Source organism: Nocardia brasiliensis ATCC 700358 (genome assembly GCF_000250675.2).
Classification (GTDB): Bacteria; Actinomycetota; Actinomycetes; order Mycobacteriales; family Mycobacteriaceae; genus Nocardia; species Nocardia brasiliensis_B.
In genome coordinates this window covers 1,747,471-1,762,527 of the sequence record NC_018681.1, presented here as the reverse complement: position 1 = coordinate 1,762,527, position 15,057 = coordinate 1,747,471, and the positions used below count along the sequence as shown (strand labels likewise).

The window sequence follows — 15,057 nt, the reverse complement described above, 5'->3', positions numbered from 1 at the left end:
GACGCCGGAGGCTGCCCTACCGATTCGGAACTGCCGCAGGTCTGCGGGCGGCTCCGGCACCACACCAACGCCCGCCCGCCTGGACCGCCGCGCGGCCTGGCTCGGGAGCCAGAGAATCAGCTCCGCCAGCAAGCTCTCGCCGACACCCCGGCCGGACCCGATACCTTCCGTCGATTGTCGGTGAACCATCTCAGCCCGCGCGTTATTGCTCGCCGATCACTGTCATACCGGCAATGTTGGTCGCCCGCGCTACCGGTGCACCGCGAACCGCTATCCCGGACAGCCCCAGCGCGAAACCCTCTGCGAAGCGCACCTCGGCACCGGGTAGCGCGACGACCGAATCACGCGCTGGGCACCCGACGAATTCCGCGAAGACGCGAGCCTCGCCTTCCGGATCAACGCTGCCGATCAGCAGCGCCACCAGGTCAGGCCGCCCCGCCGAAGAGATGCCCGCGGCGGCACGAGCCTCGGCGCGCATCCGGCCGATCTCGTGACGCGGCGGGTCGTAGGTGATGAAGAAGGGGAAGTACGCGGGCGCGTCACGCACGAACACTTCCACGAACCCCACGTTCTCTTCCTCGAAGCGAACCTCGACGACGTCGACCTCACGGCCCGCGGCACGAAATCGCGCCGCCGTCGCGTGTGCGTCGTCCACCGTGGCCAGTTCGACGTACCGCTCGTCGTCGACTCCCCACGCGGCATTGCGAAACCCCGGCATGGTGAGCGCCCCCTGGGTCGTCAAACCACAAGCGTCGTAGGCCCGCATAGCCCCGTCCAGGTCATCGACCCAGGGAATGAGATGGTCGAACGCAGCTCGATCCGACATGCCCCTCCTCGTCATGCGCTTAGGTAAGCCTAAGCTAGAACTGGAAGCTTGGCCACGTCTGTTCAGCCGACCTGGATCCGGCAGGCCGGCCGCCAAAAGCTCAGCGCCTCGGCCCTTTTCGTTGCTAAGGGACCGAGGGCGTCCTCGCCGACAGGCTGCTGAGGAAGCAGGCCAATATGGTCGTGCTGTCCGGGTAGCACCCACCGACGACTACTTCTGCTTGCGGTAGCACGGCGGGCGTCTCCAGCGGAATCGAGTCCGCAGCCGCAGGGCCACCGCACATCAGAACGGTAGCGCCGACGAGACCGCCGAGCAGAATTCCACGGGCAGCAAATCGGGATCGGGGCATTGATTCTCCTCGAAATAGTGATGGTAACGGCCTGAGCCTACGAGGATGCACAATTGCGCCGCACGCCCCGAATTGTGTTGCCCATAGCCCATCCGGGCAAGGAACCGGCTGACACGGCGGGATCGCGCAGCTGCTGCTCGTTGGCCTATTTCAGGACCGGTTCACCGCCGCCGTAACAGCAAGTGCCGCTGAGGTTCTCACTGGAGATGACACTCGATCGGCAACCGCTCGACATCGACCTCGATCGGTAATTGATATCTGCCGTCAAGAGAGCCTTCGCGTTACGCCCAGAATCAAACATCCGGATCTATACCGCCCACCCTCAGGTCAGCACTGAAGGTACTCCAGAACCTGTCGACGATTCGGATTTCCGAAAACATTGAATGCAAGCATTCTATCGTCGAATACAGCTTCAATTAAACGCCACCCGAAGTAGTCGATAAGCGCTGCCCGAAACCCGCCGCCAGGACTGGCGAGCCGGCCACACCCGCTGCTCGACGACTCACTCGAAGGGACCTTCGGTGATGAACCGGCTGAGGCCGCGAGCGAATGCCTCGGCTTCACCCGGCGGCCAGGCCGTGAGACTTGCCGTGATATGCGCGGCCAGACGGCGACGTAGTTCGTCTACCGCACGTTCACCCTGCCGAGTGAGGACCAGCAGGGTCGCGCGGCGGTCGACGGGGTCGGGTTCACGGCGGAGCAGCCCGGCCTGTTCCAGCCTGGAGGCGCGGCGCGTGACACCGGAGCGATCGAGCCCCACCTCCGAGGCCAGGTCGGCTGCGCTGCGAGGGCCGATCCTGGCCACCGCGCTCAAGACCGGGTAGGTCCATTCGTCCAGCGCTTCACCCATGTCGGCGGTCAGCCTCTTGTACAGCTGGACTCGCGTAGCGCGCCTGAGCAACACACCCAGCGCGTCGGCGATCTCGCCTCCTACCTCGTTCTGCATTGCCACAGACTACCGTGCGCCACGCACGCAACATGTGCTAGTTTCGTTGCAGTGCGTGCGCGGCGCACGCATATCGCCTGTAGTCGTGAAAGGACTCCCCATGAGCCAGACCGATATCCGTACCGCCCTCACCGACCTGCTGTTCACCCCCGACCTCGACCTGCACGAGGCCACCGACCGGCACTTCGCCCCCGACTACCGTCAACGTACCGACGGCGAGTGGGCCGACCGCGAGGGGTTTGTCGAGCACATCGCCCACCTGCGCACGATCGTGGCCACCGGATCTGTCGAGGTCCATGACGAGCTATACGACGGCGCCCGCTACGCCGATCGCCACACCGTCGAGATCACCAAGACGGACGGATCGACCGTTCGCACGGAGGTCTACGTTTTCGGCGAGTTCGCGCCCGACGGGCGCTTCAGCCGCATCGAGGAAACCACGCTGATGCTCCACGGCTCCGAAGCGGACCGAAACCTCGGCAGCGCCCGCTGACGTTCAGCGCACGCCTGTCGTTCCACCTCGGGACTCCGCTTTCAGGAGTGCGAGCAGCCCGGGAAACCTCTTCTCGATGTCCGCGCGGCGTAGGCGGATGCCCTTGCGGTTGCCGTAGTCGATCTCGTCGATGAGGCCCGCCTCGCGCAGGACCCGGAAGTGGTGGGTCTGGGTTTGTTTCGAGATCGGAAGATCGAACGAGTTGCAGCCCCGTTCGCTGTCACTGCGGTCTGCGGCCAACTCCGTCATCACCGCACGACGGTGCTCGTCGGCGAGGGCGCGCAACACCGCACCCAGATCCAGCGCATCGGCTTCCGGCCCGACCCGGTTCTTCGCGACCACGAATCCCTCCCTTCAGGTACGACTTGCATCGTACCCCAACGGGGTGTTCACTAAGGTACGAAATTGATCGTACCTTGACCCGGTTGCGCTGTGCCGCCGAGACCCGGCCCAATACCCGCCGGGGACCGGGTCATCGACACTCCGAGAGGTCATCGTCATGAAGAAGCGCGAAGTGCTGATAGTCGGTGCCGGAATCGCGGGGCCCGCACTCGCATACCGGCTCTCCCAGCATGGATTTCGGCCGACGGTCGTCGAACAGGCCCCGCAGTTGCGCTCCGGCGGTAGCGCGGTCGTCGTGCAGGGGCCCGCGATCCCGGTCGCCGAACGTATGGGCATCCTCCCGCAGCTGCGGGAACTCGCCACGCGCAACCGGTCGCTGACCCTGCTCGACCCCGACGGCAGGCGAATCCTGCAGCTTCCGCTCACCTCGGACGAGGCCCCGACGGTCGAGGTGACCCGAGCCGACCTGTCCGCGGTGCTCCACCGGTCGGCGCGACCCGAGGCCGAGTTCTTGTTCGACGACACGGTCACCGCCCTCGACCAGGACGGCGGCGGCGTCGATGTCACCTTCCGGCGGTCCGCGCCACGACGTTTCGACCTCGTGGTCGGTGCGGACGGGATGCACTCCACGGTAAGGAGACTGGTATTCGGACCCGAGCGGCAGTTCGTGCGCGATCTGGGTCTGTACGGCGCGACCGTCCCGCTGGCACCCGACGCCATCGAGGACCCGACCGAGATGACGATGCTGACCGTGCCGAACCGGATGCTGGTCGTGCACCCGTCACGAACCACGCCGCTCGCGATCTTCACTTTCCGGGCCGCACCCCCGGCACCCCACGCCCGCAAGAACATCGCACTGCACAAGCAGATCGTGGCCGACGTCTACGCCGACATGTGTTGGCGGGCACCGGAATTCGTAGCGGCGTACCTCGACCACCCGGCTCCGTACTTCGACCCCCTGACCACCGTCCGGATGCCTTCGTGGTCCCGCGGGCGGGTCGTCCTGCTCGGGGACGCGGCGGCGGCGACAGCCCTGCTGGGCGACGGATCCAGCATGGCGATGACGGGCGCGTACGCCCTCGCGGACGAGCTCGCCGCCCATCCCGATGACCACGCCCGAGCCTTCGCCGCCTACGAATCGCGACTGCGCCGTGAAGTAGGCCCACGGCAACGACGCGTCGGCCTGGTCTCCCGGCTCATGGTGCCCCGCACCCGGCCAGGGCTCGTGCTGCGCAACACGGTGGCCCGCGCGGTCGGCCGCACCAGCCGGATCGCCCCGCGCGAAACAGCCAACCGGTAATGGTTTACGACCTCAAAGCGACTGCGGCTCAATAAAGCACGCGACTTTCGCAGTAATCACATTTCGTTCAATTCCGGCATGCCGGATCTGTCCCCGCGAATCCGCCGCTGAATCACGGCGCTCTCGGTAGCATCTTGCGTCGGCCGCTCTCGCCAGTCCCCCATCACGCCGTCCAACCCGAGGATCATCGTGACTCCATCCGAAGATGAATCGCTGTCCTTTCGACCGGCAGAGCCTCCGCCGTTCCCGGACGCACGGCCGATCAGGAAAACCGTGTCCCGGCGAAAAATCGCGGCCCTCGCCGGCGCTCTGCCCCTGGGCGCCATCGGGATCGGCGCCCTGCTACAGGGCCGGAACAGTGAAAACGTCTCCTCCGCCGCGGTTCCCGGCCTTGCTTCCACCAGCCCGACGCCGACGACGTCCAGCACCCTCACGACGAGGGCCGCCCCCGCAGCCGATCTCGCGCCCGAGATATCACGTATCGGCAGTCGCCATATCGCCGCGCTTCATGCGATTCACAATTACATGAACCACATCTCCACCTATGCACCGCATTCACTGGACGAATACTTTACCGGCGCAATAGATTCGAGTACCGGAGCGCACCGCAAGCACCTGATCGACACGCAACATGCGACTCGGGAATACTTGCTGGCCACCAATCGCCGTAGCCAGGTCTTGGACTTCAACTGCGGCCTGCGCGCCATCACCGGCGGCAACGCACTCGGCGTCGGCTACGTCAAGCTGGCGACGACGAACGACTCGGCGGCCGAACAATCCGTCTCCCTCACCGCCATGGTCGTCACCGCCGAAGAGCAACCCGACAGCCGATGGCTGATCAGCGACGTGAAGCAGATATCGACCTGACCGGCAATTCGGTGCAGGCCACCAGGTTTGCCCCAGCTGAGCCGCCCCTGACCGGCACGCTGGATCGCACCAGTGCCCGAGCCAGCGTGTACCGGGCAGGGAGCCGACGAAGCTGCTGTCTCAACTCCGCCGACCAGACCGTGTTACCGCACTGCGCGAGAAGTAATCCGAGCTCGCCGAATCAACAATTCCGGCCAGCACACGAGTACGTCCCGCCCATCCCGGGGGTGCACCTCACCACTACCGGACCCGCGCCACTCAGCAACTAACATCGGTTGCGGCCGTGACGGCGCCGTCCGGCCACGGGTTGGTTCAACGGAGGGGTTGTGGTGATGAGGGTTTCGTCGAAACAGGCGAAGGTGGTCGTGCTCGGCGGAGGCTACGCGGGTGTCGCGGCCGCCACCCGGCTGGCCCGGGCGAATACCGCGGTGACGCTGGTCAATCCGCGGGCAGAATTCGTCGAGCGGATCAGATTGCACCAGTACGTCGCGGGTAATCATGCTGCGGTGTCGCCGATGCGCAACCATCTGCCCGAAACGGTCGAATTCCGGCACGACACCGCCGGAGTCATCGATGCGCAGGCCCGTAGGGTCGAATTGCTCGATTCAGGGACTCTCGAATACGACTACCTGGTCTATGCCGTGGGCAGCCGCGCGGGCCGCACCGGGATCTCCGGTGCCGCCGAATCGGCTGTGTCGGTGTCCACTTGGGAGGATGCGGTCGCGGCCCGGCAACGATTGGACACCCTGCCGGACGGTGCGACCGTCACGGTGGTCGGCGGCGGGCTGACCGGTATCGAAACCGCGGCCGAACTCAACGAACTGGATCGCTTCGCGGTGCGGCTGATCAGCTCCGGCTCGCTGGGTGCCACACTGAATACCCACGCGCAGAACCGGTTACGGCGATACTTCCGCGAGGCCGGTGTGCTCGTCATCGAAAACACCCGGGTGGTCGAGATCTTCACCGACAAACTCGTCCTCGACGACGGCCGTCACCTCGGCAGCGAACTCACCCTGGTGACAACGGCTTTCCAGGCACCGGAGCTGGCCGCGGGCAGTGGGCTGGCCACCACGGCCACCGGTGCCCTGCAGGTTACCGAAACCCTCGTCAGCACCAGCGCTTCGACCATCGTCGGCGCCGGTGACGGCTGTGCTTTCGCGGCACAACCGCTGCGGATGAGCGCCCAGGCCGCCAATCCGACCGGCGTGCACGCCGCCGACACCGTGCTGGCGCTGATCGCCGGCCGCGAACCGAAACCGGTGCGCCGCAAATACGTCGGCCAGGCGATGAGCCTGGGCCGCCACAATGCCCTGATCCAGACGTCAGATCTGGCCGACCGACCGCGCCGCCCGGTGCTGACCGGTCGCGTGGCCGCCACCATAAAGGAACAGATCTGCAGCGCCACATTGGGTTTCGGTCACTTCGGGCCGCTGCGCTACAGCTGGTCCTGGCCGATCGGCCGATAGCGAGCCGAGTCGGATTCGCGAATACCCTGACCCGCCGGGCACGCAGGATCGGCGATTCTCGGCGGGTCAGCCGAGGGTCAGGAAATGGTGCCGTGGCGCGCGCGCAGTCCGGCGGCGAATTCACGCGCAGCATCCAGATCGGCGGCGTTGGGCCGCCCCTTCCGGATACCACCGAAGATCTTGAACGGTGCGAAGGTGTCCAGCGCCCGGCTCGAGAACGTATCGATCACCTCGAAGCCCTTCTCCTGCAACAGTTTGACCAGAGGTGCGGAGAAGGCGGTCGGTCCGGAATCCTTGAAACCGCTGGACGCGAACACGAATGCTTTGCCGCGCTGCCCCGTCGGCAAGGTCGCAACGAACTCCAACAGCTCCGGATAGAACTTCTGGAGGTGAATGCCGGAACCGAAGCCCACCACGTCATAAGCGGAGAGGTCGGCAGCAGTGATGTCCGCCGGATCGACAACCCGCGCTTGCAGCACGTCGGCGATCACGTCGGCGACCTTCTTGGTGTTGCCGTGGTACTTCGACTTGCACACGAGAACGGCCTTCATACCAATTCCTTTTCCACTCACTCGAATTCGTCGTGATGCGTGGGAAATCCGGCCACGAACTCCCGGTTTCCCATGCCACGCGCTCACTGTATCGGCACGGTTCGCCGAGTTGAATGATCCGAACGGATGTCAAGTGCACCTTTAGGGCCACGGCACTGCGTGATCCCGGGTGCGAGCGGCCCAGATTAGTGGTGCTCGGCGGGCCCGTGCGGCGCGCGAATTGAGACTTCCATCCTGTTGCACGACGCGGCAGCACATGCCCTGCACCAGTGGATTCGGCCCGCTATCGACGGCATGACCTGGGGTGATCCGTCTTCGGCGGCACGACGGCGGTGGCCCGTCCGACTTTCCATTGCGCGAAAAGTTGTTTCGTGGCTTACTCGGCGGACCTTTAGCTTCGGCGGCATGGAGTGGAACTTTCTCTCGGCCGAAGAACTTTCGACTGCTTTGCGCGCCGGTGCAGTGACCTCGGTGGAATTGACCGACGAGGCGATCGCCCGAATCGAACGCGAGGACAAGACGATCAACGCGATCTGCGTGCCCGACTTCGACCGTGCGCGCGACGCCGCGCGCCATGCCGACGAGGCACGCGCTCGCGGCGCGGATCTGCCGCTGCTCGGCATTCCGGTGACGGTCAAGGAGTGCTACAACGTCGCCGGGCTGCCTACCAACTGGGGTCTGCCGGAACACCGGAACTACCACCCGGCCGAGGACGCGGTGCAGGTGTCGCGGCTGAAGGCGGCCGGTGCAGTGCTGCTCGGGAAGACCAACGTGCCGCCGGGACTGCAAGGGCTGCAGAGCTACAACGAGATCTACGGCACCACCAACAACCCGTGGGATCACGAACGCACGCCGGGCGGGTCCTCCGGCGGATCGGCAGCGGCCCTGGCAGCCGGCTTCGGCGCGCTGTCCATCGGCTCCGACATCGCCGGTTCGTTGCGCACCCCCGCACATTTCTGCGGCGTCTACGGGCACAAGCCGACCCTCGGGTTGGTGGCGAACCGCGGCATGGTCGCGCCGCTCGCGCCGGCCTTGCCGGTCGACCTCGACCTCGCGGTCGTCGGTCCGATGGCACGCACCGCCCGCGACCTCGCGCTGCTGCTCGACGTCATGGCCGGGCCGGATCCGCTGACGCGCGGCGTGGCGCACAAGCTGGTCCTGCCGCCGGCGCGCCACGAGCGGCTGAGCGACTTCCGGGTCCTGGTCCTCGACGAGCATCCGTTCATTCCGACCGGGTCCGCGGTGCGGGCGGCTGTGCACCGGGTGGCCGCTGCGCTGGTCGCCGGCGGTGCGGCCGTCGAACAGCACAGTGCGCTGCTGCCCGACCTGGCCGAAGCGGCGACGCTCTACACCCAGTTGCTTTTCTCGGGTTCCGTCGCGCGTTTCCCCGTCGAAGCCGAGGAGCAGTTGCGGATGCGCGCCGCCGGATTGCGCGCAGACGATCAGAGTCTCGACGCGTCACGACTGCGCGGGATGCTGTTCAGTCACCGCGACTGGATGGCGGCGAACGACCGTCGCGAACTCCACCGGCACGCCTGGCGGCAGTTCTTCGCCGAATTCGACGCCGTGCTGTGCCCGATCACGCCGACCCCCGCGTTCCCGCACGACCACAATCCCAACCTGCTGGACTGCCGGATCGACATCGACGGCGTCGAATACCCCTTCTTCGACCAACTGGTCTGGGCCGGTCTGGCCACCATGCCCAGCCTGCCCGCCACCGCCATACCGGCAGGCCTGTCCCCCGAGGGCCTGCCGGTCGGCGTGCAGTTCATCGGCCCGGCGTTCGAGGACCGCACCCCGCTGCGGCTGGCCGAACTGCTCGAGCAGCGCATCGGCGGCTTCCAAGCGCCGTAACAGAGCACACAGGTTCGCGGTCACCGGCACCCCGGCCATCCTGTCGGAGTCCTCCGGGACCGAACGGCTATGCGGCGGTACATGTTCCGCCGCATAGCCGTCGAGGACGTCGATCTTCGTGGAACCGCCGGGTCGGCGGCATCTTTCGTGTGCTCGTGCAGCACGCGTCCGATCGCCGAGCATGATGAGAGTGAATCCTTCACTGGTGCAGACAAATACGAACCACATGCACGAAGAACTAGGCCGCTGGCACCAGCGATCAGTGCGGGCAGGCCGGGAAGCAGGTAGTAGCAATGTCACCTCACGCGACGACTCCCGGCCTGTCACACCAGTCGCGACTGCGCACCCACAGCACCGTCTCCACTGCCCTGGCTCTGCACAGCGACTACGCGCTGCGCGAACTCGTGGACCGGGCCGCACCGATCGGCACCGGCATCGGCGGGAAGTCGGCGCTGCTGGAGGTCGTCGGAACCCCGGTCTTCGTAAAGCGAGTGCCACTCACCGACTTGGAACGGCAGCCCGAACACGTCCGGTCCACGGCGAACCTGTTCGACCTGCCGCTGTTCTGCCAATACGGCGTCGGCCTCCTCGGCGGGCCCGGCTTCGGGGTGTGGCGGGAACTCTCCGTGCACGTCATGACAACGAACTGGGTGCTCGCCGCCGAACACGAGGGCTTCCCGCTGATGTATCACTGGCGGGTGCTGCCGGGCACGGCACCGCTGGCGGAGGAACTCGCCGACATCGACCGCGCCGTCGCCTACTGGGACGGCCGACCGCAGGTACGCCACCGGATCGAGGCCATCCGGGATGCTTCGGCGAGCATCGCGCTGTTCCTGGAGTACCTCCCGCAGAACCTGCACGAATGGCTCAACGCCCAGATCGAGGCGGGCGACGAGGCTGCCGACCGCAGCCTGCGTCATGGTGGAGCGAGAGCTGGCCGTCGGCACGCGGTTCATGAACAGCCGCGGCTTGCTGCACCTCGACGCGCACTTCGAGAACATCCTGACCGACGGCCGATGCCTCTACTTCGCCGACTACGGCCTCGCGCTCTCCTGCGAATTCGACCTCTCGCCGACCGAAGTCACGTTCTTCGACCAGCACCGGAGCTACGACCGCGGCTACACCGCCACCTACCTGGTGAACTGGCTGATCGCCGCCCTGTACCGGCTCCGGGCGGACCGGGAGACGCGGGCCGAGATGGTGCGCGCCTTCGCCGAGGGCGAACCGCCGGAGGGCATCCCGGCGCAGGCCGCCGCGATCCTCACGCGGCACGCGCCCGTCGCGGCGGCGATGGGCTCATTCATGCGGGTGTTCCAGCAGGACAGCCGGACCACCCGCTATCCGGACCAAGAGATCCGCCGCCTGCTGAGCGACCAAATCCTTTGAGCGACCGGCCATTAGATGATCGACCGAATTCCCGGCCACGCTGTCTCACGGCTGCAACCTGGTCGGCGCGTAAATCGCGGCAGGCCTTCCGATACGCTTCGACGGCCTGGGCGAGGATTCACCCACCAGGGGGTTTGCCGCGGGGCCTGACCGACCCGAATCCGCTCCGCGGGGTTGGGCTCGGCGGGCGCGAAATGGCTTCTGGTACCGACGAGTTCGAGGAGGGAGCATCGATGGCTCGGGATGCGAAAGGCGATCTTGTTCCGTCGCGGTCGGGCCGGCCCGAGGGACACGGCCCGGATGGCACGGCGGATGCGGTCACCGGCTCGACTCGTTCGACGAGGTTCGTCATCGACGGGCGACTCTCGGACGGGCCGGATGATGCGACGCTCTCGGGAGCACTGCGATTCGCGCAGGACGAGCCGAACCGGACTGCGATTTTTCTCTTTCCCGCGCCGACAGCGACGGATGTCGACGAGTTGGCCGAGGCTTTCGCACTGCATCCGGTGCTCGCCGAGGACCTGCGGCACGCGGGCCAACGCCCGAAACTCGAACGCTACGGCGAGGTCTTGTTCCTGGTCGTGCGCTCGGCGCACTATCTCGACGAAGCAGAAGACGTCGACTTCTCCGAGTTCCACGTGCTGGTGCTCCCGCACGCGATCGCCGTGCTGTGCCAGGATCGGCGCTGGATCGATGGCACCGATACCGGGGACCTGCTGGACCCGGCGGCGGTGGCGGCCCGCGGCGGCCGGACGCTGCTCGATGACGCCCAGCTGCTCGATCTGGGACCCGAAGCCATTCTCTACCGACTGCTCGATGCCGTGGTCGACGGCTATACCCCGGTGTTGCGCGGGCTCGCCATCGACAAAGAGCAGATCGAACGCCAGGTGTTCAGCGGAGACGCCGCCGTCACCGAGCGGATCTATCGGCTCAGCGAGGAAATCATCGACCTGCAGCACGCGACCGTCTCACTCGCGGAAGTCCTGGACGCGCTGCGCAGCGGCTTCACTCGCTACGGCATTCCCGAGCCGCTGCGCGCGTATCTGCAAGACGTCGCCGATCACCTCACGCGCGTCGACACGCGCGTCTCGGAGTACCGCAACGCCCTCGCACAGATCCTGAACGTCAACGCCACGCTCGTCGCGCAACGCCAGAACGAGGACATGAAGAAGATCTCCGGTTGGGCGGCGATCCTGTTCGCGCCCACCCTGGTCGGCGCCATCTACGGCATGAACTTCGAGCACATGCCGGAGCTGCACTGGATGCTGGGCTACCCGCTCGCCCTCGGCGCGATGCTGGCCTTCGCGATCGTGCTGTACGTGACGTTCCGGCGCAAGAAGTGGATGTGAGCTCGGACGCGGCCCACGCCAGCGGCTCGATCAGCCGATCGGGGGAACGAGGTATTCCAGCGAATAGCCGGCACCGGACGGCGTGACGCGGGCGACGCCGGGCGAGTCGAGATGGGCGCCGGCCACGAAGTGGTGCGGCCGGATCAGTTGTTCGAGGAGCGCCGCTCGCACGGCACGGGCCTGGGATTGGTTGCCGTCGAACTCCCAAGCCACGTTCGGCTGCTCGAATTGGAGTGTGGGAACGTGCACGGTGTCGCCCCACACGAGCAGGTGACCGGCTCCGCTCCTGACGTCGTAGACGGTGTGGCCGGGGGTGTGCCCGGGTGTCGGGATCGCGGTGGTCCATTCGTTGATCGCGACCTGCTCCGACACGGGGACGACCCGGTCGCGCAGCGGCGCGAGCCGTCCGGTGCACACCGACGTGTCGCCCGCGCCGATCCACACACGCTCGAGTTCGGGAAACGCCTCTGTACCGTCCGGCATGACCAACCCGCTCACGTGGTCTTCGTGCCTGTGGGTGATGGCCACGTCGGTGATCTGTGCGCGATCGATACCCGCTTCGTCGAGCGCGGCGTAGATCAATCCCATGGTGGGTTCGGGCCAGACGTCGGCCCCGCCGGTGTCGATCAGCACCGATCGCGTGCCGTCGGTGACGAAGAAGGCGTTGACCGCCAGTCGCAAGTTCGCGCCGACCAGCGGTACGCCGGCGGGCAGTTCCTCGAGCGGGCACCCGTCCGCGCCCCGGAGCCGGGTCGGCGGCATATCGATGTACCCGTCTCGCAACGAAATCACTTGCAGATCGCCGAATTCGAAGCGGGCATGGTGCCGGCCGGTCGAGATCAAACGCATGGAACCTCCGGCGTCGTACCTGTCTTGCGATGGAAGCCTAATTCTTACCCGACACCTGAGGTCGTACGCCGAAGCAGTGCCGTCAGTTGACTGCGCAGTCCCGGCCGGGGACTACTCGGGATCGCCGAACAGCCGGCGGGTGGCGTACACGAGCAGTGGTGTCACGCTGGGCAATTCGCTGATGCTACGGGTGGTCATGCAGTGGCGGACACGGTCGTCGTAGCCGCCGACGAGCAGGTCGAACATTTCCGGCGGCAGCTCGGGTAACTTCGGGTCATCTTGCTGCGCAATGTGATACGCCCCGCGAACGCGGCCGGCGAACGCCGCGAGCATCTGCGCGCGGCGGGCCGAGATGAGCGGGCCCGCGCCCAGGGATTCCACCAGTAGCGCCCAGGCCGCAGCGGGTTCGGCCACCAGGACCTCGATGAAGGCTTGCAGGGAGGCGTCGATCCGGGCCCGCCAGTCCCCCGCGGAACGTTCGATACCGTCGTCGATCGCGCTGATCACCACGGGCAGCACCGCGTCGAAGGCGGCGAGGTAGCAGTCCTCTTTGCCAGTGAATTGCTGATAGAAGGTACGCCGGGATACTCCGGAGCGTTCGGCGATGTCAGTGATCGTAGTCGCGGCATAGCCCTTGGCATGGAGGGCTTCGAACAGACCCAGATGAATCCTGCCACGCTGTGAAGAAACGACATCCTCCCTGGTGAAACGATGCTTTCCACTCGGAAGGCGGTCACGCGAGATATTGAGCGGGGTCAAAGGGGCCACGGTGGTAGATTACCTCGTCTCCGGGAAACCAGTCCGTCTACAAATTATAGCCAGCATGTTGCACGATGCTTCTGGAGACTATACAGTCTCCCATAGACTGCGAAGGATACGAAGCACCCGGCACCGGGTCTAAGGGCCTTTCATTCGGATTTCCCGAGGCCACCCGGTGACCCCCCGGCAACGGAACAGAAACGGCACAGATCCGCACCAGAGGTTGTCTCCGAGAGCGAGGAAGCGAATGCGGGTATCCACAACGGGGTGGCAACGGCACTGGATTCGGGCGGTATTGCTTTCCGCCATAACGGTATTGGCGGTGCAACTGACCGGCGGGATGGCCGCGGCTGCGCCGGGGATCAGAACCGAGGTGCCGATCGATCCGTTGCCGGTCGCAGTGCTGCCCCCCGAACTAGATCCGTTCTATCGGGCGCCGGCGACTGCTGTCGAGGCCGCCGCACCCGGGGATATCCTGAAGGCGCGCTTGATCACTCCGGCCGCGTTGAACGTGATCCCGATGAACGTGGACGCCTGGCAGGTGCTGTATCGGACCAACGACAGCCACGGCCGAGCCATCGCCACCGTGACCACCTTGATCAAGCCGCGCGGGCCCGCTCCCGAAGGCGGGCGAAAGCTGTTGTCCTACCAGGTGGCCGAAGACTCCACCGCGATGTACTGCGCGCCGTCCTACGGGATCCAGCAGGGCAGCATCCCGATCTTCTCCGACTTCGTGAACATGGGCGAAGCGAATCTCGCTGTCCTGGAAGCGGTATCGAACGGCTACGCCCTGTCCATGCCCGACTACCAAGGGCCGAACTCGGCCTTCGGCGCCGCCGTCATCGGCGGGCAGGCAACCCTGGACGCCATGCGCGCGGCGATAAAGTTCACCCCCTTGGAGCTGTCCGCCGGGAATGACACGCGCATCGCCGCACTCGGCTACTCGGGCGGCTCCATCCCCACCGGCTGGCTCACCGAACACGCCAAAGACTATGCCCCGGAACTGAATATCGTGGGCATCGGCCTCGGCGGTGTCGCCATGGCCGACTTGCCCGCGGTCATCCGCCAGAACAACTTCAACATCGGCGCCGGACTGATCGGTGGCGCCTTCTCCGGCTTCGCCACCGAATACCCCGGCGTGAAACAGGTCCTGGAGACCAGGACCGACTGGTTCACCCGATTCACCATGACCGTGAAAAGCCTCCTGTGCCACAGCCCTTACGGCTCGGCCACTTTCCCGTTCTGGAACTACCTCGGCGGCTACACCGGGCCCGAGCCCGGCGGCATCCTGGCCGAACCCGCCATCGTCGACGCGATCAACGACAACGCGCTGGGCAAGCAACGACCCACCGTGCCGATGTACGTCTACCACGCGCAAAGCGACGAGCTGATCCCCTACGCAGGCACCGACCGCCTGATCGACTGGTACTGCGACGATCCCGGCCAATCCATCACCTACGACAGCGAATACTTCGCCGAACACATTTCCGGACTGCTCACCTGGATCCCTCGCGCCTACAACTTCGTCGTCGACCGCCTCGAAGACCGCCCCGCCCAACCCGGCTGCCGGACCAACAAACAATTCAGCACCCTCGCCGAGGGCGACGTCGTCGACTTGCTCGTCCAGAAATGGCCCGCCCTGGCCGGACTGCTCACCGGACAACAAGTCGGACGCACACCCGGCCGCTGACTCCGCAGAGAGGCCATGGGTCTGTTGAAG

At 66.0% G+C, this 15,057-nt stretch carries 15 protein-coding genes; 8 read left to right on the top strand and 7 right to left on the bottom strand.

Annotation, left to right across the window (positions count from 1 at the left end; genetic code table 11):
- Positions 1-202 precede the first annotated feature (202 nt).
- Entirely contained in the window at positions 203-826 is a 624-nt protein-coding gene (locus tag O3I_RS07805) for a hypothetical protein (protein WP_014982360.1), read from the bottom strand.
- 851 nt (positions 827-1,677) lie between these two features.
- Positions 1,678-2,121 carry a MarR family winged helix-turn-helix transcriptional regulator gene (locus tag O3I_RS07800; RefSeq protein WP_014982359.1) on the bottom strand — a complete coding sequence of 148 codons (444 nt, stop codon included), beginning with the start codon at positions 2,119-2,121 and terminating at the stop codon, positions 1,678-1,680.
- Between the two features lie 100 nt (positions 2,122-2,221).
- Here O3I_RS07800 and O3I_RS07795 point away from each other — a divergent pair, with 100 nt between their 5' ends.
- A complete protein-coding gene (locus tag O3I_RS07795) occupies positions 2,222-2,614 on the top strand; it encodes a nuclear transport factor 2 family protein (protein ID WP_014982358.1) in 393 nt (130 codons plus the stop codon).
- Between the two features lie 3 nt (positions 2,615-2,617).
- On the opposite strand, the gene O3I_RS07790 is transcribed toward O3I_RS07795, so the two are convergent.
- The gene (locus tag O3I_RS07790) at positions 2,618-2,956 is read right to left on the bottom strand and encodes an ArsR/SmtB family transcription factor (protein WP_014982357.1); all 339 of its coding nucleotides are present in this window, start codon (positions 2,954-2,956) and stop codon (positions 2,618-2,620) included.
- A 157-nt stretch (positions 2,957-3,113) separates the two neighbouring features.
- Here O3I_RS07790 and O3I_RS07785 point away from each other — a divergent pair, with 157 nt between their 5' ends.
- From O3I_RS07785 to O3I_RS07770, 3 genes are all read left to right on the top strand, one after another.
- The gene (locus O3I_RS07785) at positions 3,114-4,256 is read left to right on the top strand and encodes an FAD-dependent monooxygenase (RefSeq protein WP_014982356.1); all 1,143 of its coding nucleotides are present in this window, start codon (positions 3,114-3,116) and stop codon (positions 4,254-4,256) included.
- Positions 4,257-4,445: 189 nt separating this feature from the next.
- On the top strand, positions 4,446-5,123 hold the full coding sequence (locus tag O3I_RS44725) for a hypothetical protein (protein ID WP_141691691.1): 678 nt from the start codon (positions 4,446-4,448) through the stop codon (positions 5,121-5,123).
- Between the two features lie 332 nt (positions 5,124-5,455).
- Positions 5,456-6,589 (top strand): NAD(P)/FAD-dependent oxidoreductase, encoded by a 1,134-nt coding sequence (locus O3I_RS07770; protein WP_014982353.1) that lies wholly within the window; start codon positions 5,456-5,458, stop codon positions 6,587-6,589.
- A 77-nt stretch (positions 6,590-6,666) separates the two neighbouring features.
- Here O3I_RS07770 and O3I_RS07765 read toward each other — a convergent pair whose 3' ends face one another.
- Positions 6,667-7,140 (bottom strand): flavodoxin family protein, encoded by a 474-nt coding sequence (locus O3I_RS07765; protein ID WP_014982352.1) that lies wholly within the window; start codon positions 7,138-7,140, stop codon positions 6,667-6,669.
- A 405-nt stretch (positions 7,141-7,545) separates the two neighbouring features.
- Here O3I_RS07765 and O3I_RS07760 point away from each other — a divergent pair, with 405 nt between their 5' ends.
- Positions 7,546-8,994 (top strand): amidase, encoded by a 1,449-nt coding sequence (locus O3I_RS07760; RefSeq protein WP_014982351.1) that lies wholly within the window; start codon positions 7,546-7,548, stop codon positions 8,992-8,994.
- A gap of 323 nt (positions 8,995-9,317) precedes the next feature.
- Here O3I_RS07760 and O3I_RS46015 read toward each other — a convergent pair whose 3' ends face one another.
- Positions 9,318-9,914 (bottom strand): hypothetical protein, encoded by a 597-nt coding sequence (locus tag O3I_RS46015; RefSeq protein ID WP_014982350.1) that lies wholly within the window; start codon positions 9,912-9,914, stop codon positions 9,318-9,320.
- Between O3I_RS46015 and O3I_RS46010 the strand changes: the two genes are divergently transcribed.
- Both O3I_RS46010 and O3I_RS07750 read left to right on the top strand, forming a co-directional pair.
- Complete coding sequence (locus tag O3I_RS46010) at positions 9,913-10,380, top strand: serine/threonine-protein kinase (RefSeq protein ID WP_014982349.1); 468 nt, start codon at positions 9,913-9,915, stop codon at positions 10,378-10,380. The two genes, O3I_RS46015 and O3I_RS46010, sit on opposite strands and share 2 nt — an antisense overlap.
- 233 nt (positions 10,381-10,613) lie before the next feature.
- Positions 10,614-11,729: a magnesium and cobalt transport protein CorA gene (locus tag O3I_RS07750; RefSeq protein WP_014982348.1), complete on the top strand. Its 1,116-nt coding sequence runs from the start codon at positions 10,614-10,616 to the stop codon at positions 11,727-11,729.
- Between the two features lie 30 nt (positions 11,730-11,759).
- Here the strand turns inward: O3I_RS07750 and O3I_RS07745 are convergent, their stop codons facing one another.
- Complete coding sequence (locus O3I_RS07745) at positions 11,760-12,578, bottom strand: MBL fold metallo-hydrolase (protein ID WP_014982347.1); 819 nt, start codon at positions 12,576-12,578, stop codon at positions 11,760-11,762.
- Between the two features lie 111 nt (positions 12,579-12,689).
- Positions 12,690-13,346, bottom strand: a complete 657-nt coding sequence (locus O3I_RS07740) for a TetR/AcrR family transcriptional regulator (RefSeq protein ID WP_081593919.1) — start codon at positions 13,344-13,346, stop codon at positions 12,690-12,692.
- Between the two features lie 238 nt (positions 13,347-13,584).
- On the opposite strand from O3I_RS07740, the gene O3I_RS07735 reads away from it, so the two are divergent.
- A complete protein-coding gene (locus O3I_RS07735) occupies positions 13,585-15,027 on the top strand; it encodes a lipase family protein (RefSeq protein ID WP_237748265.1) in 1,443 nt (480 codons plus the stop codon).
- The last annotated feature ends 30 nt before the right edge of the window (positions 15,028-15,057 follow it).